Source organism: Legionella bononiensis, from assembly GCF_016786215.1.
GTDB classification, from domain to species: Bacteria; Pseudomonadota; Gammaproteobacteria; order Legionellales; family Legionellaceae; genus Legionella; species Legionella bononiensis.
Genome location: NZ_JADOBG010000003.1, coordinates 122,816 through 149,502, shown reverse-complemented (window position 1 = coordinate 149,502; position 26,687 = coordinate 122,816). Strand labels below are relative to the sequence as shown.

Sequence of the window (26,687 nt, the reverse complement as noted above, 5' to 3'; positions counted from 1 at the left end):
TAGTATTGGATGCATATTATTCTTTTATAATCAAGAACCGGTCTTACGAACAACGCTGAATATTCGTTAAAAATTCCTTTCGTGAGTTTTGTAATGTCTAAAAATATTAAATTGTTTAAGTAAAATAAAAAGAGGTGATTTCGATGTCAACAGATAAACCAGTTTTTAATAAATCCAATTTAAATAAAAAGAAAATTTTTCCCTCTGAACAGAATGAACCCAGAAAAAGAAAATCAATGGATCTTGATGCTGAAGGTACCTCCAATGATAAAAATAACGAAGATCCTATGATGGTTCTTATGGGCAAATTGCAGCAAAGTGTTGAGCGTATTGACCATTCAATCGAACAGCTTAGTGGTATCAATGCAGTCAAAAAGATGAGCGAGCGTCTTGCTGAACAGGCTGTTTCCGCTCTTGGATCCATCGTCTTCGATAAGCAAAATGATCCCGGTTTAACCTCGGAGCCAGTGAAACAAAACCTTAAAGAATCAAGACCTTTTAATTTATCACCCATGGCAGATTCTTTTAATGAGGACTCCTTTTTAAAGAGCCTGGATATAAATCATCAGGTTAAATCTTCCGGTACTGCTGATAGTGCATCACCTGAACTGGAATCCTCAATAGAACTCACTTTGAAGTGACGTGTTTTGAACAGCTTCAGGATGCTGTGAGTGGGGCTGATATTATCTGCACTGCTACGTCAAGTACTGAGCCATTACTCACATGGTCTCATTTAAAGAAACAGGTTCATATTAATGCCGTTGGTTCACATACACCTGCAATACGTGAAATTGTCAATGATGTGCTCGCTAATTCCATCGTAATTGTCGATCAACTGGACGCAGCGCTTAAAGAGGCTGGCGAAGTGGTTTCTGCATTACAGGAAGAATGGATACAACGGAACGATATAGTGGAACTGGGATCTTTAGTGAGCAGCAAAGAACATCAAGTGAATTCTCGTACAACGGTATTTAAATCTGTAGGACTTGCGATACAGGATGTCAGTATCGCGCACGCCGTTTATGTTAACGCATTGGCGAAGGGATTAGGAACTCACGTTAATTTAATGTAATTGTTTTTATATGCTGGGGATGGTGCGGTGGTCTCCATTGGAATTCAGCGTTATTGCAATTGAATTGAGCAATGATTTGACGATTATCAGGCTCCGTATCCCCAGACCACACTCTAATCCATTTTAAATTTACGTCAATTCATTGACAGAGTAGATTTTGTTATGCCAAATTAGATGTTCATTACGTAACTCCTTAATAATACTAGAAAATGTCATCCTGAGTGAATCGAGGCATTTCCTGACAGTGGCGCGGTACCAGCAGTTGGGGAACGTTCACTGCGTTCAGGATGATGACATTTCGGGGTTATTGTCAAAGTACTTCTTAATTATGTAGGATATTGATTTTAAATCATAATTTAGGATGGCATGTACTTTGCATAGATAAAGTTTGAACTACTTAAATCGTACTTGAGTTAAAAGTACTGATACTACTGTCGAATTCGAATGGATTGATTATGGCTGAGAAAGATGTTTTATCACAGGAAGAGATAGATGCTCTGCTTGAGTCAGTTGATGACAGCGCTGAAGAAGCATCTCAGGAGCCTGAAGCTGAAAATTCGGCGGTAAAACCCTCATCCAAAAAAACATCTGGTAATACCGATGAACACTCTGTTCAATCAGAAGAGCTTAAAGAAACTCCAAATGACGAAGGAGTGAAAACATTAAATTTTACTGGACAGGAGCGTATAGCTAAGGGCCAATTACCTGTATTGGATAAAATTTATGACAGAGCGGTACGTATGTTTGCTACAGATATATATCAACTGACCGCTAAGGATTTTGAAATAAAACAGGAGCCACTCTTAATCGTAAAACATCGGGAATTCATGGGAGGATTACCCAATCCCAGTTTAATGAGCATCTATAAATTTAAACCCTTGCGCGGTAAGGGGATTATCTTGTTTGACAGTACCTTTGTGTACGATTTGGTGGATTATTATTTTGGTGGCAGCTCCCAATTCTACGCACAAAAAGACAAAACCGATTTTACTGCTACGGAATTGCGGGTTATGGAAGTGGTTACTAAAAAGTTGATTTCAAATTTGGTTCATGCCTGGGAACCCATAATTCAACTGGATATTATGAAGTTTAATGATGAAACCAACCCACAGTTGGTTAATATAGCCGAACCTGATGAAATGCTGCTGGTTGCGCGGTTTATTTTAAATTTCGGTAAGGAAACCGGTACATTCTATTTTATTTTACCTTATTCAATGGTTGAGCCTATTAAACAGCAATTGGAGTTGGGGGCTTCTCGGCCTGATGATGAAATCGATCCTGATTGGATTAAATCGTTAAGAGAAGAATTGATGGATGTTGAGTTAACAGTCAGTGCTGCAATGGCTGAGACCGTTAGTACTCTGGGTAAGGTTATGTCATGGCAAGTCGGTGATTTTGTCCCTTTGGAGATGAACGAAATTGTTACTCTGGACATAGAAGGTACACCAAGTTTCACTGCGACATTAGGAAGCACTAATGACAAACGCGCATTAAAAATAATAAAAAATATTAGTTATTAGGGGATACGAATGACTCAAGCTAAAGTAACAGCAAATGATCAAGCACAACAAGCTACTAATGTGTCTCAGGATGCAGATAATGAAAAAATGGAGTTGATACTGGATATACCGGTATCGGTGACTGTTGAAATTGGTCGGACTAAAATGACTATTCGTAATTTACTCCAGTTAAACCAGGGGGGTATTGTTGCTCTCGATCGACTGGCAGGTGATCCACTGGATGTATTAGTGAATGGAACTTTAGTCGCTCATGGTGAAGTGGTCGTAGTCAATGATAAGTTTGGGGTTAGATTAACTGACATAGTCAGCAAGGCAGAACGGATTAAACGTCTCAAATGATAAAAAAAGCATACTCTCTTTTAATTGTAACGTTCTGTCTGATTTCTTCTATGGCTTATGCAGTTCCGACAGAGACTTCCAATATGATTTCGCAAAGCGAATTGACGCGAGTGATATCAGGATTATTGCTGGTATTATTAGTGATAGTCCTGCTTTCCTGGATGGTAAGGCGTTTGCAAGGAGCGAATTTCTCTTCTTCAAAAGGTTTTCAATCTGTGGCGAGTCTGACTCTTGGGCCAAAAGAGCGAGTGATATTACTTAAGGTTGGAGTACGGTATCTATTAATGGGGGTGGGCTCCAGCTCGGTAACTCTGTTATATGATTTTGGGGAGCAGTTACCTTCAGGATTTGATCCGGATAATAAAACAACATTTGCCGATCTTCTTAAATCAGCTGTCGGAAAATCAAAATGAAAAAACACTACTCTATTTTTATTGCCTTGTTTTTTTGTCTGGTTCCGATGGTCGTCTGCGCTGATCCTCTTTCATTACCTGCTGTAACAGTAAATTCGGGGGTGAATGGGGCGCAATCGTACAGTGTGAATCTGCAAATTCTTATTTTTATGACGGTACTGAGTGTCTTGCCAGGACTCTTAATGGCAATGACCGCTTTTACACGAATTATCATTGTTTTGTCTATTTTAAGGCAAGCTATCGGTATGGCGCAGACGCCAACCAATCAAATATTGATAGGCATTGCTTTATTTATGACGTATTTTGTTATGTCTCCAGTATTTAATACAATTAATGAACAGGCAATACAGCCTTATATGGCTGAAAAAATGTCATTTCCTGACGCTTTGGCTAATGGTCAAAAACCTCTTCGCGAATTCATGCTCAATCAAACAAGAAAAAATGATTTGTCATTATTCGAAAAATTTGCGGGTAACAATCCTGCTACCCTTGAGGAAATACCGATGAGCGTTGTCATTCCCGCCTTTATCACCAGTGAGCTGAAAACTGCTTTTCAAATCGGTTTTATCTTGTTTTTACCTTTTTTAATCATCGATTTGGTTGTTTCGAGTTTATTAATGGCTATGGGTATGATGATGCTATCCCCTTTAATCATTTCATTACCGTTTAAAATCATGTTGTTTGTGATGGTGGATGGCTGGACTTTGGTATTGGGCTCACTTGCTTCAAGTTTTGCCATGACCTAGGAGATGGTATGACACCGGAAACTGTTGTTTCGCTTATGAGCGATAGCGTTTATGTCATTTTGTTATTGTTAAGTGTTCTGGTATTGCCCGGGTTAGCTGTTGGATTGGTGGTGGCTATGTTTCAGGCGGCAACCCAAATCAATGAATCCAGTTTAAGTTTTATTCCGAAATTATTTGTTACGTTCCTGGTATTGGTGTTTGCTGGACCCTGGTTATTAAAGACATTAGTGAATTATACAGATTCTTTAATTACAAATATTCCTTTTTTAATTGGATAAAACTGTTCTGCGCAAATGCAGGGTTAGGTATGCGGCGCAGACGATTACACTATAGAGTTTAAGGGATTAGAAATGAATCTGGATTATCAATCAATGATTCGCCTGTTTAGCCAGGTCATTTGGCCAATGGGGCGTATTGGCGGTTTGATGCTTACTGTTCCCGTATTTTCCTCAGGATTATTGCCTCCGAGAATTAAAATATTTTTACTTTGTGCATTGTGTTGGACTTGTACTGCCTTCGTTCCCGAACAATTATCCTTTCTTCATTTTAATGGCCTTTATTTGGTTTATATCCTGCAAGAGTTATTTTTAGGAATGTTAATGGGATTTGTTCTTCAGCTCGTTTTTCAGGTGTTTGTGCTGGGAGGTCAAATTATTTCGATGCAGGCTGGATTGGGGTTCGCAATAATGGTCGATCCAGCGAGTAAAGCGAGCGTACCATTAATCAGTCAATTTTATCTCATGATGATGACCTTGATATTTTTGTCTTTAAATGGTCATCTGGCGTTACTCGATGCACTGTTGGAAAGTTTCAGAATGATTCCAATAGGGCAGGTTCCCCAGGATAACGCTATGGTATGGAATGTTATCTTGTTTTCTGGTTGGATGTTTAAAGAAGCTGTATTAATTTCGATTCCCGCTATTTTGTCTTTATTAATAGTCAGTTTGTCCTTCGGGATAATGACTCGGGTTGCGCCACAGCTTAATATTTTTTCATTAGGATTTCCCATAACGCTGTTAATGGGCTTTGTGGTGATTAAGATTGGATTATCCACGGTTGGTACGCAAATGAGTGAGAGCATTCAACATGGAATGCACTTTATAACAGGGATGCTGCGCTGATGGCAGAAGAAGAACAGGCTCAGGAAAAAACAGAACAGCCCTCGGCAAAACGCCTGAAAGAATCGAGGGAAAAAGGGCAGGTAGCCCGTTCCAAGGATTTTAATGCAACGGTAATTCTCTTATGTACCGGAGTAGGTTTTCTTATTTTTGGAAAACAATTGTCGTATCAACTGATTGATATGATGCGACAAGCCTTTGAATTTGATGTTCAGATCCTTCTTACTCCGGCAAGTGCATTTGAACGACTCTATGTATTGGCAAAATCCGGACTTTGGTCATTAGTTCCTATTTTAGTTGTTATTTTTCTATTGTCCTTAGGAGCTCCCTTACTAATGGGGGGATGGGTTTTTAGTGCTCAAGCCTTACAACCTAAATTTTCTCGATTAAATGGATTAAAAGGTCTTAAGCGAATGGTTTCACTTAAGGGCTTTGTTGAGATGCTTAAGTCCTTGTTTAAGTTTATTTTAGTAGCCTCATTTGCAATACTGGTGTTAAAAACCCAGATTCCTGCACTTCTGGCCTTAGGCAATGCATCCATTGAGACGGCAATTGGAACCGGGGCTTATATTATTATAAAGTCATTTGTACTGATCTCGGCAAGTTTAATTTTAATTGCTGTTGTAGATGTGCCTTTTCAATTGTATGAACACAGTAAAGCAATGAAAATGACTAAGCAGGAATTAAAGGATGAATATAAGGAAACCGAAGGTAAACCGGAAATAAAGAGCGCAATTAGAAGGGCACAACAGGAAATAGCCAGACGCAGAATGATGAATGAAGTTCCCAAGGCTGATGTGATTTTAACGAACCCAACACATTACGCTGTGGCAATATCGTATAAAAAAAAGGGAAACAAAGCACCCGTTGTTGTTGCTAAAGGAAAGGATTTGATTGCCTTTCAGATTAGCAAGGTAGCTAAGACTCATCGAGTTCCAATAATCGCAGTCCCATCATTGGCAAGAGCCATTTATTTTTCGACCAAATTAAATTCAGAAATTCCACGCGGATTATATGTTGCTGTAGCACAGGTTCTTGCTTATGTGTTTCAGTTAAAAGACAGACAACATTATGATTATAAACCTGAAATCTTGCAAAACGTGCCAATCCCACCTGAGTTGGTGCGTGAAGCAGAGGAGGATATTTAATGAATAAAGCGCTTCATTTCCTGCATTACTGGATGCGTCAAGGACTAGGTACGCCCTTAATGCTCATCATTATGCTCAGCATGATGATGTTACCCTTGCCACCCTTTATATTGGATATCTTTTTTACTTTCAATATTGCTTTATCGCTCGTTGTTTTGTTAGCCGTAATTTACAGCGAACGTCCACTTGATTTCGCGGTTTTTCCTACGGTCATTTTACTGGCTACATTATTAAGGTTGGCATTGAATGTGGCTTCAACGCGGGTGGTATTGCTTAATGGTCATAATGGTACCGATGCTGCAGGTCAGGTGATTCAATCGTTTGGAGAAGTCGTTATAGGGGGAAATTATACAGTTGGTCTGGTGGTTTTCATTATATTGGTCGTAATTAATTTTGTTGTTGTAACGAAAGGCGCGGGAAGAGTGTCTGAAGTCAGCGCTCGTTTTACTTTGGATTCTTTGCCAGGAAAACAGATGGCAATAGATGCGGATCTTAATGCCGGATTAATTAATCAGGAACAGGCTATCAAGCGTAGAACTGATGTTGCTCAGGAAGCCGATTTTTATGGTTCAATGGATGGTGCCAGTAAATTCGTACGCGGTGATGCGGTAGCAGGGATATTGGTTCTGGTTATTAATATAGTGGGTGGTTTGATTATTGGAATAGTTCAACATGGGATGAGTTTTACTGACGCTTTACATAATTATATTTTATTGACTATTGGTGATGGATTGGTCGCTCAGGTCCCTTCTTTGGTTTTATCTACAGCTGCCGCAATCATTGTTACACGAGTATCCAGCGCTCAGAATATGGGACAAGCCGTCCTTTCTCAAGTTTTTGCTAATCCACGCTCGCTTATAATTGCTTCTTCGATTATTGGTTTGATTGGAATTATTCCCGGCATGCCCCATATTGCATTTCTCATTTTAGCGGCAGGATTGGCTGGTATTGCTTATTTATTTATAAATCAGGCCAAAGAACAGAGCAAAGCTCAGGCAGACAGTCAGGTTGATCTGAATCAGGTTAAAGAGGTCGGTATGAACGAGTTATCATGGGATGATGTAAATCCGGTTGATGTCATCAGTCTTGAAGTGGGTTATCGGTTAATTCCTTTGGTAGATAGTGCTCAAGGAGGCGTGTTGCTTTCTCGAATCAAAGGAGTTCGTAAGAAGATTTCGCAAGAGCTAGGCTTCTTAATACCCTCTGTTCATATTCGCGATAATCTTGATTTGAAACCGAATCATTATCGCCTTAGTCTGGCCGGTGTTGTGATGGGAGAGGCTGCCATTCATCCCGATCGATGGATGGCTATAAATCCTGGTCAGGTTTTTGGTGAACTAGAAGGAATACAAGGGCGGGATCCCGCCTTTGGCATGGAAGCAGTATGGATTAATGAAAGTCAAAAAGAGCATGCTCATACCCTGGGTTATACCGTTGTCGATGCTTCTACTGTCGTAGCAACACATTTGAGCCATATCCTGGATTTGAACAGCCAGCAATTACTTGGTTATGAAGAAACCCAGCAACTTTTGGATAAACTGGCAGTAAGTTCCCCTAAACTGGTTAAAGAATTGGTACCTGACGGTCTTTCTTTAGGAATGGTCAGCAAAGTACTTCAAGGTCTCTTATTGGAGCATATTCCATTAACTGATATTCGAACTATAGTCGAAACTTTGGCGGAAAATGCGCCAAAATCAAAAGATACCGAATATTTAATCAGTCAGGTTCGAATAGCGCTTTCCAGATTAATCACTCAGAAAATCAGTGGGTTAAACGAAGAACTGCCGATTATTACCTTAAAACCAGAGTTGGAACAATTATTGCAGAATACAATACAAAATAGTGGAGCTGGTGGAGTGAGTTTTGAGCCTGGAATGGCGGACAGAATACAACAATCCTTGTCTCAGTTTGCGTTACAACAACAAGCGAAACAAGAAAGTTCAGTATTAGTGGTTCAGCCCGGCATCAGGAGTGTGTTGGCACGATTTGTGCGTAACATATCCAATGACTTCCATGTATTATCCTATCAGGAAATTCCTGATAACAAACAAATAAGAATTATAGGTACAGTAGGTTAGACATAGTTAATGTAAGTAGGTTTCAAAAGCAGGAGGCTTTATGAAATTAAAACGCTTTGTCGCAGCGGACACGCGCACTGCGATGCAACAAATCAAGGCAACTTTTGGTCCTGATGCTGTTATTTTGTCCAGTCATCATGTTGAAGGTGGTGTCGAGGTCGTTGCAGCCATGGATTATGATGAATCCATATTAACTCCTAATGCAGCAGTTGCTGCCGCTGAACCTGCGAGTCAAATTGATCGATATGGAGTACACACCCCTCTTGATGACATGAAACAGGAAATTCAAACCTTGAGAGGCATGCTTGAAGCGCAACTGAGAGGTAATGTGGGAGGAGGGGAACCCCTTCACACTGTACTGCTGCAGAAGCTCTTGTATCTGGGGGTGAGTCATACGACTGCGGCTTTGTGGGCGCGATCTGTACGATCTGACCTTAATGAACAACGTGCCTGGCAATCTATATTGGCCCAGGTTACGGAACAAATTCCGATACGTGATACGAACAGAATAGAAGAAGGCGGCGTTTATGCATTTGTTGGACCAACTGGTGTCGGTAAAACAACGACCCTTGCCAAAATTGCGGCACGGTTTAGTTTGCGATTTGGCGCTGATAAACTGGGTCTGGTTACTATGGATACTTATAGAATTGCCGCTCAGGAACAACTGGTCCTTTATGGAAAGATTCTTGGCGTTAAAGTATGCGTCGCACAGGATGAAGTGTCTTTAACCCGAGTATTGCGTCAATTAAGTGATAAAAAATTGATTTTGATCGATACGGCAGGAATGAATCCCGCTGATGAACGAGTTGCACGGCAAATGCATGTCTTGAGTACCTATCTTCAATCCATTTCTAAAGTTCTGGTGCTTCCTGCTACAAGCCATTATCAGGTACTGATAGATGCTATAAAACGTTATCAGGCAAATAAGGTCGATCAATGTATTCTAACAAAATTAGATGAGTCTCTTGCTGTAGGTGGTGCGTTAAGTGCCGTCATAGAGTCGAGGTTAGGTGTAAGCTATTTGACACATGGACAACGCGTTCCAGAAGACATAAAAATGGCTACACGACATCAACTTGTTGAGTTATTTGCTCAACAGGAAATTCAACTGTTCCAGAGCGATAAAGGTTTTAGAGAGGAACGGTCGCGTGTTGGGAGAGAGCATTATGACGAAGCATAGCAAAAGCATCAAGGATCAAGCTTCTGGTCTGAGAAATTTATCTCGAACCAAGCCTGTAACTGTAATTGCGGTCAGTGCTGGAAAAGGTGGTGTCGGTAAAAGTAATGTTTCGGTTAATTTGGCAGTAGCTTTGGCTCAATTGAACAAAAATGTAATGCTGCTTGATGCCGATCTTGGATTGGCCAATGTTGATATCATGCTGGGTTTACATACAAAATATAATTTATCACATGTCATTCAAGGCGTATGTCACCTCAGTGATATTATTCTGCAAGGTCCCAATGGAATCAGTGTCATTCCTTCCGCATCAGGAACCGAATTTATGACACAGCTTACCCAGGCAGAACATGCTGGAATAATCGATTCATTTAATGAATTAACAGATGATCTGGATTATATGATTATTGATACTGCTGCGGGAATATCCGACACAGTATTAAGTTTTACCCGGTCGTCACAAGAACTAATCGTTGTCGTTTGTGATGAACCTACATCCTTAACGGATGCTTATGCTTTAATTAAAGTGATGAGCAAACGTTATGAGTGGACGCATTTTCATATTTTGGCAAATATGGTGAGAAATATGAAAGATGGTCGTGAATTATTTAATAAATTATTTAGAGTTTCCGAGCAATTCCTTGATGTTCATCTAGACTATTTAGGAGCGATACCTTTTGATGAACATATACACAAGGCTGTAAAAATGCAAAAACCGGTTCTCACTGCTTATCCTGATTCAGAAGCTTCTGAAGCATTAAGAGAGTTAGCTGATGCGGTAAGCAATTGGCCGATTAAGCCTGCATTGGGAGGAAATACGAGTTTCTTTTTAGAACGATTGGTAGCAGGTGATTTTTAAATTATTCACTATACTTAAGTTAGTGTTAGTGGTTTTGTTTTAGATTGTCATCGTTTCAATTACCTTGTGCTGTTATTGTAAGGAGAGTGTCGTGGATGCTTTAGCTGCATACAGCAAAGTAAATCAACAAACCCAGGAAACACTGGTAAAAAGTCATGCGATATTGGTGAAACGAATAGCTCATCATTTGCTTGGACGATTACCACATAGTGTGCAACTAGATGATTTAATCCAGGCCGGGATGCTTGGCTTACTTGAGGCTGCAAGACATTATGATTCAACTAAAGGCGCTTCATTCGAAACCTATGCCGGAATTCGAATCAGAGGGCATATGCTTGATGAAGTACGAAGAAATGACTGGGTACCTCGTTCTGTATACCGTAATTCAAGAATGATATCCGAAGCAGTACGAAATCTTGAACACCGGCATGGGCGTGAGGCCAAGGATTCAGAGATAGCAGAAGAATTGGGATTACCCATGAATGAATACCATGACATGTTGCAGGATTCTGCGAGTAGTCATTTATATGGATTTGATGATTTAGGTGTGACGGATGACATTTTGCATAGTGAAGGCGCTGGGGAGTCTACTGAGCCGCATATTAATGTTATGCATAAAGATTTAATGAGTCGTCTGACTCAAGTGATCGATGGACTCCCGCATAAAGAACGGATGGTACTGTCATTGTATTATGAACAGGATCTGAATTTGAAAGAAATTGGAGAAGTTTTAGATGTCAGTGAGTCTCGAGTTTCACAAATTCTAAGTCAGGCAACCCTGCGCATCAAATCGCGGATAACGGAATAAAGAATAACAATGGATGCATTAACTTTAATAGGTTTACTTACTGGTTTTCTGGCGATTATCATCGGGCAAATTCATGAAGGCGGAGACATTCACTCCTTACTTAATTTGTCCGCTTTGTTAATTGTCTTGGGAGGGACTCTTGGTGCTGTCATGGTGCAGACTCCAATGGTTACGTTTAAGAGGGCATTCAGGGTCTTTCCCTGGATATTCAAGCCCCCTAAACTTGATTTTGAAGAATGCAGAGCCTTATTGATTGATATGGCAAGGAAAGCGCGTCAGCTTGGATTGTTATCTCTGGAGGATCATCTTGACGTTGAAACAAATCCCTTGATCAGTAAAGGTCTTGAATTATTGGTTATAGGTGTTGATAAGCAAACGATAAGACAGGTTTTGGAAACTGAGATTGATCGCAACGAACATCAGGATTTACGTGCTGCACATGTATTTGAAAGTATGGGTGGTTATAGTCCTACCATCGGAATACTTGGGGCAGTAATTGGTTTGATCCAGGTCATGAGGAATCTGGCAGATCCTAGTGAGCTCGGTATGGGAATCGCTGTTGCTTTCGTTGCTACAATTTACGGAGTCGGGCTTGCCAATCTTATATTTCTTCCCGTGGCTAATAAATTAAAAAGTTGTATTTCTCATAAAGTGCATTTTGATGAGATGATTTTGGAAGGTTTGGTGGCAATAGCGAGTGGGGAAAGTCCTAATATGTTGGAGTTGAAACTAAACAATTTCGGGCGGCACAAGCAACATGAAATCAAGACGAAATAAAACAGAAGAGCATGTAGATAACCACAGATGGGTGGTTTCTTATGCTGATTTTATTACTTTATTGTTTGCCTTTTTTGTGGTGATGTACGCCATTTCTTCAGTGAATATTTCAAAATATAAATCTTTGTCTGATGGGATGAAATCCGCATTTGATAAAAAAGATAAGAATAAGGCTACTCAATCGACAGATACAATAAATGATGGACCTGAAGAAAAAAAAACAAAAGGCACATATAATGATGGACTTGATGAGCTAAGTAAGTCATTGTCTTTGTTGGAAGACGGAAATTATAAAATTAACAGGCAGGATGGATGGATAGAACTACAGATTAAAGCCGGTTCTTTATTTGACTCCGGTGAAGCAGACTTAAAACCGGAAGCATTAATTAAATTGATGCAATTAGCTGAAAAAATTAAGACTTATCCATATCCTGTTGTGATTGAAGGGTATACTGATAACGTACCGATCGAAACGCCGCAATATCCTTCCAATTGGGAGCTTTCTGCGACCAGAGCAGCTACAGTAGGAAGAATTTTAAATGGTTATGGGATTGATACAGGACGAATCCTGGTTACTGGATATGGAGATCAATACCCTGTAAGTGATAATTTAACTGAAGTGGGTAGGAGTTTAAATCGAAGAGTTAATATAATAATCGCTGCAAATCGAAAAATCGACAGGTTGATAAATCCTGAAATGGGACAAACGCATAATGTCAGTTTTGGAACTCCAATACTGACTGCGCCACTGAAGCAGCAAGATACGGATAAAAAGGAATTGAAATGATCACAGCTATTTTATGTATAAATGTTCTGCTTCTGCTGTTTATTGGGCATTATTTATTGAACCAACGAAAACAACTCGTATCTCTTAAGGAAAAAATTGGAATTTTGGAAAAAACTTCAGAACAGATATCACGAGATCATCCCGTATTGATTAATGCTGATTTATTGTTCTCAAAACAATTAAAAGAGATTAATGAACAGCTGATTAGTATGGATAATCAATTGCAAAATCTGGAAAACATCAGGGATAATGATGGAGGTTATCAGCATGCTTTACGTATATTGGAAATGGGTGGGAACCAGGAAGAAATTGTGAACAGCTGTCATTTATCCAATGCAGAGGCTGAGTTATTAATGAATTTACAGGCTTATCGTGCTGCTATAAGGGCAACCTGATGTTCAATAGTTCCGCGATTCATTTACTTATACATCATTCTTTAAGATAACTTTAAGCTGTTTTGATCATTTATCAAATTATCCCCAATGTGTAGAGACTAAGTCCTGATGGGCAACCCACTTTTTAAAAATGCGTATTGATTCACCTTAATTTGCACTTTCTAAAAGGTTGTCATCCCCGCTTTCGCGAGGATGACGTATCCAATTTTACAAGTCGCGCGACATTGAACTGGAGTTGTCAATAAATCCCACATTTATTCGTTAAATGTATGGTTGTTTCATTATATTTTCGTGCTTGTTTGTACTTGTTTCTATCGCGTAGAGAATCTTATTTTTTTGATTGCTAAAACTGGCTTTAATCCATTATAAACCGTGCTTTTCATGTTGTAATATTTTAAACATTATGTTATTTTGCGATCTCTATGATTAAATAAAACCCAATTGGCACTCGGAATTATCAATGAAAGAAAAAGCAAAAAAATTAGCTAAAGAAGCAGAAAAATTAATAAATATAAAACGTTATAACCAAGCTGACGCTAAACTTAAAGAAGCATTTATACTTTTTCCTGATAGCGATATTGCCTGGTATACCAAGGGTCTTCTTCATTTGGCTAAAAAAGAATATGCGGAAGCAGTGTGTATTTTTGAGAAGGTAGCTGACCAATTTCCTTTATACAAAGCCAGGGCAATGATGAAAATTAGCTCGATTCGCAAAGAAGCACGGAACTTTAGTCCCGAGGAGCTGGAGGCTTTAAAAACGCCTTCTGTTCAAGTGCTCAGGGATGTATATTGTACAGCAGAATATCAAAATGATTTCAATGAGTTACAGAGAACTCATAAAAAAATGAAAGACTTTGATTACAATCAAAAAATTGAATGGATTCTTTCGTTAATGAAATTCAGCTTCAAATATTATACTGTGGATAAAAAACCATTTCCATTTGCAAACGCGACGCTACTTGGAACAACACCTGAGGCAATACAAAAGCGATTAAAATATGTAGGGAACAATGCTGCAAAATTTGTGATAAATACATTCAATCCTCAAAATATATCAGCAGAGATTGCCGATTATGCGTTGGTAGTATTGGACAATCTTGAAGATGATGTGTTTTTGGATGAATCACAAATTATATTTCGTATGATTTTTGAAACCATTCATCAACTACCCAGAGAGAAACGGGGAGCCCTATTGGATTTCTTACCTTGGGGTACTAATTCATGGTATTTCCTGGAGTTTTGCAGTACTTTTTTTCGCGATAGCGAACACGACAGTCCAATACCTTTTATGTATCCGTATCTGAAAGGGGAGAGCGAAGCTTCAATAAAGTTATACAATGAGTTTCAAAAATCACTTCTGATTGATAATTGTCTGGTTAAGGTTGTTATTCCTGATTTGCTTAAAGAAGATTTGCCTCGTCTTTATCGCTTTTTTAGTACTGTTCAAAAGAACTTGATTGACCCACAAAACAGTATCAAACCTTTGGAAGATTTACCTAATTTGAGACCGATACTCTGGTACTTTAAACATACGTATCAATTTGCTCGTTTAACTGCATTACTTCCATCCCCAATGGATCAAAAAACTTATGTACATCATCTCCAGGGTGAGCATCCTTGTGAGATATCCCCATTAGTGCATTTGCTATTGCTCACACCTACAGAAGACAGTTTGGTTGGTAATTTAAAAAGTAAACTGGCCTTGATTCGCCGGATACAAATGATTGGTGAGGTCTTTACTCGAAGAGGTTGGGGGAATCAGTTAGATACTATAGATTTTGTTGATACTGAATTGCTTAATGAAATCAGAAATGGATTATCTCATCTTGAAGATCTGCATTCATTTGATCATATATATGAACTGGAACATAATAACGCGACAATTATTTCTCTTTATAAGGAATTGAACCATTTAAGAGATATAATTTATCAGGTGATAAAGAACAGACAAATGCAGTTTAATACCTTACCTGATGTGACGACTCCATTTAAAGTATGGAAAGACCCCATGACAACATACTGGAATAGAGTAAAACATTATTATAAGCAACCGGTACCTTATAATCCCCAAACCTTCGTTCCGTCTGTTCCATTGCTCGAAGAACAACCTCTTACCAAATTTTTGGACTCGATTAATAAGAACTCGCAATATTATAAAAAAGTATGCAGTATGCTCCGAGGAGAAATACCAATGGAGCAATTGTCATTTGATGAAACAAAAGATCTTTCTACTCCTGCTTTAAGACAGTCAGGAATTAAAAAGGTATTGAAAACGGCCTCTAAAAAATACAACGAACTTAAAAATAAGTTCATAAAACAAAAGTCCGACGAAAGAAAAAAAGAAGAACAGACATTACTTAATACCAAAAAAGCGGTGATGCAAAATGATTATCCCCATCTCCGAGCTTTGGGGTTTACATCCTATGATCAATTACATAAACCGGAAAAGATGTCCGTACGATCGTTGTTGAATAGCCTTCAGTCGAGGTTTGAATTGCTGAGAAAAATTTTGACCGATTCGGGCGCGAATTTTGATGACACTTCTTCTGTCGAGGTGGTTAAGTCACTCATAACATCGGATGTCGAAGTATTATTAAGTTGCTCCTATTTAATTACTCAGATAGTCAGTATCATGAATAAACTTGATGGTCTTGAAGCATTGGAAGTGATTCATCCTCAATTACCAGTACGTTTACCGTGTTTTATCGCTTTAAGAAATGCGCTAGAGCATAATGATCCAGTAATTGATAGCAAAGACAACAGTTTTATACAGATGCAAAGCAATGCTAATATTCTGATGGCTCAAATTGCTTATGAATTAATTGATCAATTTTTTGTGTCAATTATGAAAGCAGATCCGATATTAATGGCTGATCATCCAGATGACTTCATTACCGAACAGGAAACTCCAAGAAGTAAACAGGCTGCAGCGATTGACTGTACGGCATTAGAATATCCTGAGTTACCTGTCAGGATAATACCTGCTTATGGTGTTAGAGCAAGAGACTTGTTTTTTAATCGAGTTACATTTAACTCGGATTCGCCTCTTCCTGAGGTACAAAAAAATACAGTAGATATTTGAATATAGAAATAATATAGTGTGTACAATATGGGCTAAATTGTTCCAAAGCCAGATGAAATGAGTCAGAACTTTTTTCTATTAAAACGTGAACTTGTTGCTTATTTTTTAATTTGATATAGTGCTTCTGTCTCAATTAAATGGATTTGATAATGAAATTAATTCACAGTTTATTGCTATTGATTGCAGTAATGCCGGTGTTTGCCCAGAGCGCCAGTCCAGCCTTGGATGAGCAAGTTGCTGTTGTGCAGGGAAAAAATGGAATAACCAGGCATTACACCAGTTCAGAACAGTTATTATCTGGTGACAGAATAATAAACTACCCTACCCAAATAGTACGGATTGCTGGCACTATTAATACTCTAAATACTACTTGTGACGAAGTATTCAGAGCAATCGATCAACTGTATCTTGATTACCTGTCACATTCCGGGATGTATTATATAAACAGTTACAGCTACTGTGGTTATGATCCTAAAACTGAAATGGCCAATCAATTAATTATTTCCAGTTATTTTGATCCGGTTAGCGATAAAGCCGTCAGTGAGTTAACGGAATGGTTGGAGAGCATGAAAGGCGCTGAAATTTATGGACTCCCATTTACGGTTGAAAGCGCAAAGGAATTGATAGTTTCGTTAAAAATTTCTTCAGGATATAAAGAAGGTCGTGATGATCCTAATTTACTGGTTTACAGAACCGATACAACCAATCTCCTTTTTGCCAGTAATTATCAGATGAAAAAAGAATTGGTAGATGATATCAGACAGCGATTTTACAGTTACGAACCCAAAGTGATTTTACCCTTCCTGGAACAGTGGTTTTTCCCAGGATCGGCCGGCGTGTATCAGCAGGTTTTAGCTTCGTCAAATTATGTTCTGTTGGAGCCTCATCGTATGTTCATTATGGATAATGAACCGCAACTGTTCACCCCCATGTTAAATGTTGATTTTGCACATCAATGTTTTGAATCAAAAACCAAATTCTGTTTATAGTCTGTTTTTTCCTGATTATTGTTTCAGAACAGGGAAAGTCATGATGTTGCATTGTGCAACATCATGATGTTTATATCAGGTTCTGATTTACATCATTTTTAATGAACCCGATTCATCAATATCAATTCTTTATTATACTTACACGTCACTTCCTATAGCGAGAAACTGACTTTCACGGTAAAATCACCTCTTTATTTTTGAGAGACACTTATGTTGGAAGTGAATCAAATCAGCCTTAGTTTGACCGATCTCGATAAGCGTATTGAATCGCTTAGGGGGTACCTTTGACTTTGAAGCTAAAAACGAACGTTTGGAAGAGGTAATACGGGAATTAGAATCTCCAACTGTTTGGAATAATCCGGAACAAGCGCAAGCATTAGGGCGAGAAAAAACACAATTGGAAGCCGTTGTACTTTCATTATCTGAATTGGGTCAATCTGTTATTGATTTAACCGAGTTATTTGAACTTGCCAAAGCAGAGAACGACGAACAAACCATTAATGAAATTGGTGAGGAAGTTAAAGGGATAGAGCAACAGGTTGCCGGTTTAGAGTTCAGAAGAATGTTTTCCGGAAAAATGGATAATTCCAATGCCTATCTTGATATTCAATCCGGTTCTGGAGGAACAGAAGCTCAGGATTGGGCTGAAATGTTATTGAGAATGTTTTTGCGCTGGGGAGAACAACACGGTTTTGTTACCGAGCTGATCGAATGTTCTCCTGGTGAAGTTGCCGGGATAAAAAGTGCTACAATCTATTTTAAGGGTGATTATGCTTTTGGTTGGTTAAGAACGGAAACCGGCGTACACAGACTAGTTCGTAAATCTCCTTTTGATTCTGGAAACAGACGACACACTTCTTTTGCCGCGGTATTTGTTTCTCCAGAAGTTGATGACGATATTGAGATTGAAATCAACCCAGCTGATTTACGTATCGATACTTATCGTGCGTCCGGGGCTGGTGGACAGCACGTCAACCGTACCGATTCCGCGGTTCGTATTACCCATATGCCCTCAGGAATTGTAGTACAATGTCAGAATGACAGAAGTCAGCATAAGAACAAAGATCAAGCATTCAAGCAGTTGCGCGCCAAATTGTATGAGCTGGAAATGCAGAAGAAAAATGCGGAGCAACAGGCTTTGGAAGCGACGAAATCGGATATTGGATGGGGCTCCCAGATTCGCTCCTATGTATTGGATCAATCGCGGGTAAAAGATTTACGTACTGGTGTTGAAACAAGTAATACGCAGGCCGTATTAGATGGCGCACTGGATCAATTTATTGAAGCAAGTTTAAAAGCAGGAGTAGGGTAGCATGACTGATGAGCATTTAGATGAGAGTGAAGTTTATCATATTCGTAAACAAAAATTAGCTGAGTTAAGAACAAGTGGTTTTAATTTTCCAAATCAATTTCGCAGAGAGAATCTCGCCGAGGAATTGAATAGGGAATTTAGTGAGTACGATAAAGAAACTTTGGCTCAAAAACAAATTAAAGCAGTCGTTGCCGGACGAATTGTACTTAGACGTATTATGGGGAAAGCAAGCTTCTTTCATATTCAGGATGTATCTGGTCGTATTCAGATTTACCTCCGAGCTAATGATCTTCCTGAAGTCTATGAGCAATTTAAACATTGGGATCTTGGAGACATAGTTGGTGTCAAGGGCGAGTTATTTATAACCAATACTGGTGAACTCACTTTGAATGCAGAACATGTGGAACTGCTAACTAAATCGTTACGCCCTTTACCTGATAAATTCCATGGTTTAGCGGATCAGGAAGTTAAATATCGTAAACGTTATGTCGATTTAATTGCTAATGAAGACAGTAGAAAGACCTTTTTAATTCGTTCACGATTAATTCAGGCGTTCAGACAATTTATGGATAATAATCAGTATCTGGAAGTTGAAACGCCTATGATGCATCCAATCCCTGGGGGTGCTGTGGCTCGTCCTTTCGTTACACACCATAACAGTCTGGATATGACCATGTATTTGAGAATCGCTCCTGAGTTGTACTTAAAGCGATTGGTTGTTGGTGGTTTCGAACGAGTATATGAGATAAATCGCAATTTTCGTAATGAAGGAATATCAACCCGCCATAATCCTGAATTTACTATGATTGAATTTTATCAGGCTTATGCTGATTATCAGGATCTGATGAATTTTACTGAAGAGTTATTGCATTATTTATGTGATAAGGTATTAGGTACACGTCAGGTTGAGTATCAAGGTCATGTTATTGATTTTAACCAGCCATTTGCTCGTATGTCAGTAAAAGAAGCCATCCTTAAACATCATCCTGATATTAAAGCCGAGCAATTGGAGAGTATTGAGGGGTGCAGAGCAATTCTGGATCGTCTGAGCTTGCCTTATAAGGATGCTGATGGCTTGGGTAAATTGCAAATGATCGTGTTTGAAGAAACCATAGAGCATCAGTTATTTCAGCCTACATTCATTACCGCTTATCCAACTGAAATTTCTCCATTGGCCAGACGTAGTAACGATGATCCTGAAGTCACCGATCGATTTGAATTTTTTATTGCTGGTCGAGAAATTGCCAATGGCTTCTCCGAGTTAAATGATGCAGAAGATCAGGCAGAGCGGTTTAGAAAACAGGTTGAAGAAAAAGATGCCGGCGATCTGGAAGCAATGCATTTTGATAGCGATTATATTGAGGCATTGGAATACGGTTTGCCGCCTACAGCAGGAGAGGGTATAGGGATAGATCGTTTGGTTATGTTGTTTACCAACTCTCAATCCATTCGGGATGTTATTTTATTCCCGCATTTAAGACAGTAATTTTTGGTTGATTTATGATTTTAGGTATCATTCAGAAAGCAATAGCCTACACAAAAGAAGTACAAGAAGTAGGCTTGTTTGGTGTTATGGCTGATTCACGCTTGTTCGCGGCATTTAGTGGGTCTCCTTTTTATTATGTAATGCTTCCATTTATAGGTATTTTGTTGACTCTATCCGCTGCAATTAGCGGATATCAATTAGCAATCGCCGAGAATAAAAATTTCGATAAATGGTTTGGATTCATTGTATCTGGACTTTGTGCGGTTCTTGCCAGTGTTTCTCTTTATGGGGCTGTGATCGCCTCAGCCATGAAGGTTACTTTTGCCGCAGGGCCCTGGTTCTTTTTGAGCAGTGTAGTTTTAGCCGGATTGCATCAGGCAATTATGCTGGGTATTAATGCATACCGGGCATATGAGTCTTTATCTGGATCTGCCCAACGCATGCATTTCATTCAGGCTGCTTTGAATAATGCATTTATTCTGGGATTATTAACTGCAATTTCAGGGGCGATTACTTTTGTCATGCTGACTCCTGTTGCTCCGTTTCTGGGTACTGCCTGTGCTCTAACTGCAGTTCTTCTAACCGGGGTAAATTTAGTTTGGCGAATGATTCCCTATAATTGGAAGCTGTCCATAAAAGAGCTGTTTCATTTAAATAAACCCATTGTAATCAATATTGATCAGCTGGATCTGTCTGCACTTAAAATAGATATTCCTGATCTCAGTGCTACCATCAGCATTTCAAGCCAGCGTTTATTTAGTCAAATTGAGTACAGTAGTGTATTGAAAACAATGGAGTTATCACAAGCTCATGTGTATATAAAGGATATTATTAACAGGAAAATTGAATTACTTAATTCCAGTTCGACACCTAAAAATGACAAGAATATTCAAAAATTAAATTTATTAACACAACTTTCGACTCAACTGAATGACAAACAATTAATATCCAAAGCTGATTTATTAAGCACTTATCCTTTGGCGTTTCAGAGTTTCTGGTCAGAAAAAGGCGACGTTGAACAGATATTCGATGCCGTATTGAGCTTGCAGGATAAGCATGAACCTGGATTGAACGATAAAGAGGAACATCAAACTGAGTTTTTGCAGCCTTGTATTTAATTCATTCGATAGAATAAATATTGTTTTCATAAATCACATGTTAAAGAGCACTTATCTGAGCCTACAGTCGTGTAGCCCGTATTAGCGAAGCGTAATACGGGGAAATAATGGAATGTGTTGCCATTATTTCCCCGTATTACGCTTCGCTAATACGGGCTACAACGACATAACTTAATGGCATTGTTTCTTCTTTTAGAATATGACGTGGAAATCGGAATTATTGATAATTCCAATACTTTTGTTCGAACGAAATTTGTGAAGAGTATCGACTCGGCGTAACGATCTTATTAATTCATTGTTCCGATTTTTTGAATCGTATGCTGTTCTGATTGTTTTATGGGAATAAAACAAGGTTCAAAAAACTTAGTATCCTTGATGTTCTTGTAAAGAACCGGGTAAATGTTGCTCTTTTACCCGGTTCTAAAATAGTTGGATAGTACAGAGTATTAACGATGTCCGTGTACATGTCCGCCAGTAGGACCGTGTCCACCATCATGTCCATGATGATTAGATCCTGAATGATTGCCATGATGTACTGGTCCACCACTGAATATCCCGCCACCATCAAATACGCTGCCACCACCAAATCCACCACCGTGTCTATGATGGTGATGATGGTGCCCATTATCTGTAATAATTAATGGAGGTGTAAAAATTGAACTACCAAAGAATCCACTATTTCTATACCCAGGAGAACCTCCTACAACATAGGTACTTCTGCTTGAAAATAGGAAAGGTAAAACACAAATCGAAGCAATAATCAGGACTGCTATTCCAACAATAGGAATAATTGGTGCAACACTAAAGGCAGTCGCTGTTGCGCCAACTGCCATACCCGCAGCAGCAGTCTTGGCAGATGCAGACAGTGCGATAGCAGTGATAACTCCTGCAGCAATTAACGCTGCGCCTACTCCAGCCATACACTTTAGAAGAAAGCTGTAATTGTTGTCATCGTCAGTTTTATTTTTTATTTTCGGTATAGTATTCATTTTTACCTCAAGTTTTGTATCAAGTTAGTAAAGTCATTGAATGCATGTATTTTTCTATTTTTTTTTCATGTTATTAATGTGCCGAGGGGATTGTACCGGATCAGCGCTAAAAGTCATCACTATTTTATCAAATTTGTGATTTATAGTTTTAATATTGTTCATATTGATGGTCATTAAAATAGAGACTTTATAAGGTTTGTCGAAGACCAATTTGTTTCTACGATAGGCTAATGTTAGAAAAGTGTAAATTTCTGTTAAAAGAACCTGCTATAATAGAGATGTATGGTATCTTCAAAAATATATAAAATATTCAGATTGAACAATTTATTGAGTCAAATAAACAGATATAGGTGCGAATATGTCAAGCAATGAAGATAAGATTAAGAAAAATCTACAGGCTGAGCGACTTAAGCAAGAAGCTTTAGGTCGAGAAATAGAACAAATTCGTCTTGAAGAAGAAAAGCGAAAAAATGCAGCATTGTTAGATGAAGAGTCTTCAAAATCGCAACCTGTTGAAGAAATGACTCGATTCAACCTTCAACCTACAGGAGTAGAAGCTGATGATTGGAAGAAAATCGTTGAAGATTTTAAGAAAAAATATCCGAACGTCCCAATTGAAAATAATGTATTAGTTTTTCCGACTAAAGATGATGCTATTGCATTTTTTACAACTCAAGCTACCCAGGAACCACCTCGTAAATTTCTTGCTTCTGAATTGGATAGTAATGGGAAGCCTACTGGTTTTTATGCCTTTTCATGTGGTAATGGTACACTTTATCAAGGCACTTTGAATGAAATTGAAGAACAATTAAAGTCGGAACAAGAAAACAATCCTGATGACCCCAATTTAAAACAAGGTCTGGCGACTATTTCTCGGCTGTTAAATCCTGCTAAAGGTTATCGAGAAACGTTGATACAGGCTAAAGATCCCGAAAGTACCACGTTAAACGATGGGCATCATGAAGGCAGCACCCCTATATCACCACAAAGATCGAAATCGTGATTTAATGTTAGGGAACAGTGAGTAGTACATTCTATGTTCAGATAGATGAAGAAGTTGAAGATTGATCATCTGTATCCAAGTAAACAATGGTCTATCAAAGCTAAGAGCGCATTAAATTCAAAATCGCTGTACATCGTACAAACTGTGTTTGATTAATCAGAGCATAATATCCTATATGTTTCTCCATTTTATCCCATAATAATGTAACCATAATGATAGAACTACCCTAGAATGTCGTTTTATGGAATTTTTGACATCGTAAAAGAGTATTAATCGTAACAATAACAACCAACCAATAATGTTAATTTGAAGCACGTTGACTATTGTGCTACCATTTGGGGCCTTAATTTACCACGTTCGGTAATTTTGTTTACGAATACAGGAGAATCAACCTCATCATGTCCAAATCGTTACTGACTAAAGCTAAAAAAATCGTCGATATTCTTGAGCGGGAAAGAAACCATTCTTTTGATCCTGAGAAACGCATCAAATTCGATGAAATACCCACGTATCATTACTTTATGGGAAAAAATAAAAAGGATAAGGATGTTTATATCCCTGATGAGGATGAATTAAGAAGTGAACATGAGTTACAAGAACTTTTGGGGTCAGTGCTTTTTGCAGATGAGGATCGTATTGTACAAGGAGATACTTTTGTTTCCAGTGATTATTTTAAAGAAAAACTAACTCAAGCCCATCATTATGTTTCAACAAAATATGCCTCTCAAACTCAAGAATTTCGTAAGCATAAATTGGACGCCATTGAATTTTTGTTGTGCCAAATCATTAGCCTACGAGTATTAAAGGAAATTCGTTACCAAAATCTGCCTTTTCCATATGAGCCCATTACTGAAGAAATGGCTGATAAAGAGTTTAAAGACCTGATTGATAAAGTAGCAAACCACCCATCAACTATGGCATTTACTACGAATATTCCCAAGACTTATCTTGGCTGGTCAGTGTCTGATCGTGTAATGCAATATCAGCGTTATGAAGTAACCAATAGTACTTTTAAAAATAAAGACGGAAGCTATCGTACCCCTGTTTCATCATGGTATGCCGACACGTTGTCATCGGTTATCAATGGCTTTCTGCGCCAAATAGCAATGACCAACCGAAATAGGGAGTATGATTATCATTTTGAGAATAGAAATATGGCCTTAACCGGACATGTCGTGCGAACAAAATTAACACGAAAATTTGGTGCCCAACAACACAAACCTTTTCATATACCCTGTTTGATCAATTTTTTACAGACCAGCTATAAAGACAGTTTCGCCATTGAAAGTTATCTTGATCTCTGTGCAGGTTGGGGAGATCGCTTGGTTGGTGCATTAGCCTCTTCCTCTTTAGGATTAAAGCGCTATGTGGCTACTGACCCCAATACAACCATTCATGCGGGCTATCAAGAAATAACTACCCGTTATAAACCTGCTGGATTTGAAGTCATCATTCATCAGAAACCGATGGAGGAATGCGATAGTACAGAATTATGCCCGGATGGAAAACCCAATCAACTCATGTATACCTCACCACCTTATTTTGGTCTGGAAAAATACCAGGGAGCCAATCAATCCTATCTGCGTTATAATACTTATAATGTCTGGAAAGAACAATTTCTCTATGTATTAGTGCAACAAGCAATCAAAGGACTTATTCCTGGCGGCTATCTGGCAATCGAAATGGGGCGAGATAAGGACATTAATATTCCGGAAGATTTATACTCATATCTTTGTAAATGTAAATTTATAACGGTCTTACATAAATTTCATCCAAAAAATCATGATAATTCCTGTACTTATTTGGCTCGATTTACTGGCGATAACTCATTAGAGAAAACAGTTCTTAGCGTGGATGGACCAAAAGCAGACGATAATGTGAATTCTGCTGTTAATCAAAATAGTGAACCGGTAGAGCAGAATAAGGTTGTTGTTGCCAGTAACTCATATCTGCCATTTAAAAAACGAAAAGGAAATTTATTATTTTTTAACCAAGAGGCGAAACAACACGTCTCTCCATCAGTGAAAAAACCTGTATTAGAAAATAGTTCTGGCGCTGATGCAAACCATTCCTTTTTTGCAATGCAATAGAGAAAATTATCGGCAGAACAAGATTGGCGAATCCATAGTAATGGGTTATAGGATTTATTCTCAAAAATTCGACCCAGTGTTCCTTTCTTATTTTTGAGTTCGGGACATTGAGTGCCATCACCTTTGCTCCCCACCATCTACGTGCCTCAGCTTGACCGCGTCAGCTCTAACATCTCAGATACCGCGGACAAGCCGCGGTACTTGGATGTTTAGGGGGAAATTGACAAGTGGAATATTAATAGAGCCTGGAATCGAATTGGATCTTAATCATCTTCCCAGCTTAAAGTACCTCCAGCTTGATATTCGATGACACGAGTTTCAAAGAAATTTTTCTCTTTTTTCAAGTCCATCATTTCACTCATCCATGGGAAAGGATTTTCAGCCCCAGGGTATTGATCTGCCAAACCAATCTGGTTTAAGCGGCGGTTTGCTATGAAATGCAGGTATTCTTCAAACATCTCGGCATTCATTCCCAGTATGCCATGAGGCATTGTATCTTTAGCATACTGATACTCCATCTCTACGGCTTCTCTGACGAGCTTGATAATTTCATCTTTAAATTCAGGCGTCCATAAATGAGGATTTTCAATTTTAATTTGGTTAATCACATCAATACCAAAATTCATGTGCATGGATTCATCACGTAAAATATATTGGAATTGTTCTGACGTACCCACCATTTTATTACGACGACCCATCGATAAAATCTGAGTAAAACCAACGTAGAAGAATATACCCTCAAAGATAACGTAAAAAGCAATCAGGTCACGTAATAGACGTTGATCATTTTCAAGAGTCCCTGTATGGAAGGACTCATCGCCTAAACTTTGAGTGAAAGGTAAGGCCCAGGCTGCTTTTGTAGCAACTGATGGTATTTCCCGATACATATTAAATACTTCAGCTTCGTCAAGTCCCAGACTTTCAATTACATATTGATAAGCATGTGTATGTAGTGCCTCTTCAAACGCCTGACGTAATAAATATTGACGGCATTCTGGATTGGTAATGTGTTTATAAACAGCAAGAACCAGGTTATTCGCAACTAAAGAATCTGCTGTTGAGAAAAATCCTAAATTACGTTTGATTATTAAACGTTCATCTTCAGTAAGACCATTAGGATCCTTCCAAAGCGCCACATCGGCGCTCATACTGATTTCATTAGGCATCCAATGATTGGCACAGGCAGTAAGGTATTTATCCCAGGCCCATCGGTATTTAAAAGGTACCAATTGATTGAGATCAGCACGGCAATTGATTATTTGTTTATCATCAACATGAATACGTGCGGCGCCCATTTCTAAAGCTTCAAGTCCTGTCGCACCCAGAATCTGAGTTGCGACGCGCTCCTGATTATTATTATATTGCATTAAATTTCTCCTGA

General features: G+C 38.7%; 25 protein-coding genes. 23 read left to right on the top strand and 2 right to left on the bottom strand.

Annotation, left to right across the window (positions count from 1 at the left end):
* Positions 1-143 precede the first annotated feature (143 nt).
* The 21 genes from IZU94_RS03585 to IZU94_RS03485 all read left to right on the top strand — a co-directional run bounded on the left by IZU94_RS03585 (position 144) and on the right by IZU94_RS03485 (position 21,224).
* Entirely contained in the window at positions 144-641 is a 498-nt protein-coding gene (locus IZU94_RS03585) for a hypothetical protein (protein ID WP_203108085.1), read from the top strand.
* Positions 638-1,072, top strand: a complete 435-nt coding sequence (locus IZU94_RS03580; protein WP_203108083.1) for a hypothetical protein — start codon at positions 638-640, stop codon at positions 1,070-1,072. The genes IZU94_RS03585 and IZU94_RS03580 overlap by 4 nt, the downstream gene beginning before the upstream one ends.
* A gap of 455 nt (positions 1,073-1,527) precedes the next feature.
* Positions 1,528-2,592: a flagellar motor switch protein FliM gene (gene fliM, locus IZU94_RS03575; RefSeq protein ID WP_203108081.1), complete on the top strand. Its 1,065-nt coding sequence runs from the start codon at positions 1,528-1,530 to the stop codon at positions 2,590-2,592.
* Between the two features lie 9 nt (positions 2,593-2,601).
* A complete protein-coding gene (fliN, locus tag IZU94_RS03570; RefSeq protein WP_203108079.1) occupies positions 2,602-2,931 on the top strand; it encodes a flagellar motor switch protein FliN in 330 nt (109 codons plus the stop codon).
* Positions 2,928-3,344: a flagellar biosynthetic protein FliO gene (fliO, locus tag IZU94_RS03565; RefSeq protein ID WP_203108077.1), complete on the top strand. Its 417-nt coding sequence runs from the start codon at positions 2,928-2,930 to the stop codon at positions 3,342-3,344. The genes fliN and fliO overlap by 4 nt, the downstream gene beginning before the upstream one ends.
* Before the next feature lie 47 nt (positions 3,345-3,391).
* Positions 3,392-4,090 carry a flagellar type III secretion system pore protein FliP gene (fliP, locus tag IZU94_RS03560; RefSeq protein WP_304600570.1) on the top strand — a complete coding sequence of 233 codons (699 nt, stop codon included), beginning with the start codon at positions 3,392-3,394 and terminating at the stop codon, positions 4,088-4,090.
* 8 nt (positions 4,091-4,098) lie between these two features.
* Positions 4,099-4,368, top strand: coding sequence for a flagellar biosynthesis protein FliQ (fliQ, locus tag IZU94_RS03555; RefSeq protein WP_203108073.1), 270 nt, complete (start codon positions 4,099-4,101; stop codon positions 4,366-4,368).
* A gap of 72 nt (positions 4,369-4,440) precedes the next feature.
* Positions 4,441-5,211: a flagellar biosynthetic protein FliR gene (gene fliR, locus IZU94_RS03550; protein WP_203108071.1), complete on the top strand. Its 771-nt coding sequence runs from the start codon at positions 4,441-4,443 to the stop codon at positions 5,209-5,211.
* Positions 5,211-6,356, top strand: a complete 1,146-nt coding sequence (gene flhB / locus IZU94_RS03545; RefSeq protein WP_203108069.1) for a flagellar biosynthesis protein FlhB — start codon at positions 5,211-5,213, stop codon at positions 6,354-6,356. The genes fliR and flhB overlap by 1 nt, the downstream gene beginning before the upstream one ends.
* Positions 6,356-8,434 (top strand): flagellar biosynthesis protein FlhA, encoded by a 2,079-nt coding sequence (gene flhA, locus IZU94_RS03540; RefSeq protein ID WP_203108068.1) that lies wholly within the window; start codon positions 6,356-6,358, stop codon positions 8,432-8,434. Before flhB ends, flhA begins: the two co-directional genes overlap by 1 nt.
* Before the next feature lie 40 nt (positions 8,435-8,474).
* Positions 8,475-9,614, top strand: coding sequence for a flagellar biosynthesis GTPase FlhF (flhF, locus tag IZU94_RS03535; protein ID WP_203108066.1), 1,140 nt, complete (start codon positions 8,475-8,477; stop codon positions 9,612-9,614).
* A complete protein-coding gene (locus tag IZU94_RS03530; protein ID WP_203108064.1) occupies positions 9,601-10,470 on the top strand; it encodes a MinD/ParA family protein in 870 nt (289 codons plus the stop codon). The genes flhF and IZU94_RS03530 overlap by 14 nt, the downstream gene beginning before the upstream one ends.
* A 91-nt stretch (positions 10,471-10,561) precedes the next feature.
* A complete protein-coding gene (locus IZU94_RS03525) occupies positions 10,562-11,278 on the top strand; it encodes an RNA polymerase sigma factor FliA (RefSeq protein ID WP_203108062.1) in 717 nt (238 codons plus the stop codon).
* 9 nt (positions 11,279-11,287) lie between these two features.
* Entirely contained in the window at positions 11,288-12,055 is a 768-nt protein-coding gene (locus tag IZU94_RS03520) for a flagellar motor protein (RefSeq protein WP_203108060.1), read from the top strand.
* Positions 12,036-12,842: a flagellar motor protein MotB gene (locus IZU94_RS03515; RefSeq protein WP_203108058.1), complete on the top strand. Its 807-nt coding sequence runs from the start codon at positions 12,036-12,038 to the stop codon at positions 12,840-12,842. Before IZU94_RS03520 ends, IZU94_RS03515 begins: the two co-directional genes overlap by 20 nt.
* Positions 12,839-13,237, top strand: a complete 399-nt coding sequence (locus tag IZU94_RS03510; RefSeq protein WP_203108056.1) for a DUF2802 domain-containing protein — start codon at positions 12,839-12,841, stop codon at positions 13,235-13,237. Before IZU94_RS03515 ends, IZU94_RS03510 begins: the two co-directional genes overlap by 4 nt.
* A 460-nt stretch (positions 13,238-13,697) precedes the next feature.
* Positions 13,698-16,319: a tetratricopeptide repeat protein gene (locus tag IZU94_RS03505; RefSeq protein WP_203108054.1), complete on the top strand. Its 2,622-nt coding sequence runs from the start codon at positions 13,698-13,700 to the stop codon at positions 16,317-16,319.
* 149 nt (positions 16,320-16,468) lie between these two features.
* Positions 16,469-17,308, top strand: coding sequence for an Lpg0189 family type II secretion system effector (locus IZU94_RS03500; RefSeq protein ID WP_203108052.1), 840 nt, complete (start codon positions 16,469-16,471; stop codon positions 17,306-17,308).
* 210 nt (positions 17,309-17,518) lie between these two features.
* Positions 17,519-18,620 (top strand): peptide chain release factor 2 gene (gene prfB, locus IZU94_RS03495; RefSeq protein WP_203108050.1). Its coding sequence is split into 2 segments (ribosomal slippage): positions 17,519-17,593 and positions 17,595-18,620, totalling 1,101 coding nucleotides; the frame shifts between segments, so codons are not numbered across the junction.
* Between the two features lies 1 nt (position 18,621).
* Positions 18,622-20,106: a lysine--tRNA ligase gene (lysS, locus tag IZU94_RS03490; protein WP_203108048.1), complete on the top strand. Its 1,485-nt coding sequence runs from the start codon at positions 18,622-18,624 to the stop codon at positions 20,104-20,106.
* Positions 20,107-20,120: 14 nt separating this feature from the next.
* A complete protein-coding gene (locus IZU94_RS03485; protein WP_203108046.1) occupies positions 20,121-21,224 on the top strand; it encodes a hypothetical protein in 1,104 nt (367 codons plus the stop codon).
* 446 nt (positions 21,225-21,670) lie between these two features.
* On the opposite strand, the gene IZU94_RS03480 is transcribed toward IZU94_RS03485, so the two are convergent.
* Positions 21,671-22,213, bottom strand: coding sequence for a hypothetical protein (locus IZU94_RS03480; protein ID WP_203108044.1), 543 nt, complete (start codon positions 22,211-22,213; stop codon positions 21,671-21,673).
* 358 nt (positions 22,214-22,571) lie between these two features.
* Between IZU94_RS03480 and IZU94_RS03475 the strand changes: the two genes are divergently transcribed.
* Together IZU94_RS03475 and IZU94_RS03470 are read left to right on the top strand one after the other, a co-directional pair.
* Complete coding sequence (locus tag IZU94_RS03475; protein ID WP_203108042.1) at positions 22,572-23,216, top strand: hypothetical protein; 645 nt, start codon at positions 22,572-22,574, stop codon at positions 23,214-23,216.
* Positions 23,217-23,614: 398 nt separating this feature from the next.
* On the top strand, positions 23,615-25,306 hold the full coding sequence (locus tag IZU94_RS03470) for a hypothetical protein (RefSeq protein WP_203108040.1): 1,692 nt from the start codon (positions 23,615-23,617) through the stop codon (positions 25,304-25,306).
* Between the two features lie 263 nt (positions 25,307-25,569).
* Here the strand turns inward: IZU94_RS03470 and IZU94_RS03465 are convergent, their stop codons facing one another.
* Positions 25,570-26,673 carry a ribonucleotide-diphosphate reductase subunit beta gene (locus IZU94_RS03465; protein WP_203108038.1) on the bottom strand — a complete coding sequence of 368 codons (1,104 nt, stop codon included), beginning with the start codon at positions 26,671-26,673 and terminating at the stop codon, positions 25,570-25,572.
* Positions 26,674-26,687 lie beyond the last annotated feature (14 nt).

Bases quoted from the DNA above. Each gene is read 5' to 3' on its own strand.
- IZU94_RS03480 (WP_203108044.1), bottom strand. From the start codon at position 22,213: ATGAATACTATACCGAAAATAAAAAATAAAACTGACGATGACAACAAT.
- IZU94_RS03510 (WP_203108056.1), top strand. From the start codon at position 12,839: ATGATCACAGCTATTTTATGTATAAATGTTCTGCTTCTGCTGTTTATT.
- flhB (WP_203108069.1), top strand. From the start codon at position 5,211: ATGGCAGAAGAAGAACAGGCTCAGGAAAAAACAGAACAGCCCTCGGCA.
- lysS (WP_203108048.1), top strand. From the start codon at position 18,622: ATGACTGATGAGCATTTAGATGAGAGTGAAGTTTATCATATTCGTAAA.
- IZU94_RS03505 (WP_203108054.1), top strand. From the start codon at position 13,698: ATGAAAGAAAAAGCAAAAAAATTAGCTAAAGAAGCAGAAAAATTAATA.
- IZU94_RS03585 (WP_203108085.1), top strand. From the start codon at position 144: ATGTCAACAGATAAACCAGTTTTTAATAAATCCAATTTAAATAAAAAG.
- fliO (WP_203108077.1), top strand. From the start codon at position 2,928: ATGATAAAAAAAGCATACTCTCTTTTAATTGTAACGTTCTGTCTGATT.
- fliQ (WP_203108073.1), top strand. From the start codon at position 4,099: ATGACACCGGAAACTGTTGTTTCGCTTATGAGCGATAGCGTTTATGTC.
- IZU94_RS03470 (WP_203108040.1), top strand. From the start codon at position 23,615: ATGTCCAAATCGTTACTGACTAAAGCTAAAAAAATCGTCGATATTCTT.
- IZU94_RS03520 (WP_203108060.1), top strand. From the start codon at position 11,288: ATGGATGCATTAACTTTAATAGGTTTACTTACTGGTTTTCTGGCGATT.
- fliR (WP_203108071.1), top strand. From the start codon at position 4,441: ATGAATCTGGATTATCAATCAATGATTCGCCTGTTTAGCCAGGTCATT.
- flhF (WP_203108066.1), top strand. From the start codon at position 8,475: ATGAAATTAAAACGCTTTGTCGCAGCGGACACGCGCACTGCGATGCAA.
- IZU94_RS03500 (WP_203108052.1), top strand. From the start codon at position 16,469: ATGAAATTAATTCACAGTTTATTGCTATTGATTGCAGTAATGCCGGTG.
- fliN (WP_203108079.1), top strand. From the start codon at position 2,602: ATGACTCAAGCTAAAGTAACAGCAAATGATCAAGCACAACAAGCTACT.
- fliP (WP_304600570.1), top strand. From the start codon at position 3,392: ATGGTCGTCTGCGCTGATCCTCTTTCATTACCTGCTGTAACAGTAAAT.
- IZU94_RS03475 (WP_203108042.1), top strand. From the start codon at position 22,572: ATGTCAAGCAATGAAGATAAGATTAAGAAAAATCTACAGGCTGAGCGA.
- IZU94_RS03515 (WP_203108058.1), top strand. From the start codon at position 12,036: ATGAAATCAAGACGAAATAAAACAGAAGAGCATGTAGATAACCACAGA.
- flhA (WP_203108068.1), top strand. From the start codon at position 6,356: ATGAATAAAGCGCTTCATTTCCTGCATTACTGGATGCGTCAAGGACTA.
- IZU94_RS03465 (WP_203108038.1), bottom strand. From the start codon at position 26,673: ATGCAATATAATAATAATCAGGAGCGCGTCGCAACTCAGATTCTGGGT.
- IZU94_RS03530 (WP_203108064.1), top strand. From the start codon at position 9,601: ATGACGAAGCATAGCAAAAGCATCAAGGATCAAGCTTCTGGTCTGAGA.
- IZU94_RS03485 (WP_203108046.1), top strand. From the start codon at position 20,121: ATGATTTTAGGTATCATTCAGAAAGCAATAGCCTACACAAAAGAAGTA.
- fliM (WP_203108081.1), top strand. From the start codon at position 1,528: ATGGCTGAGAAAGATGTTTTATCACAGGAAGAGATAGATGCTCTGCTT.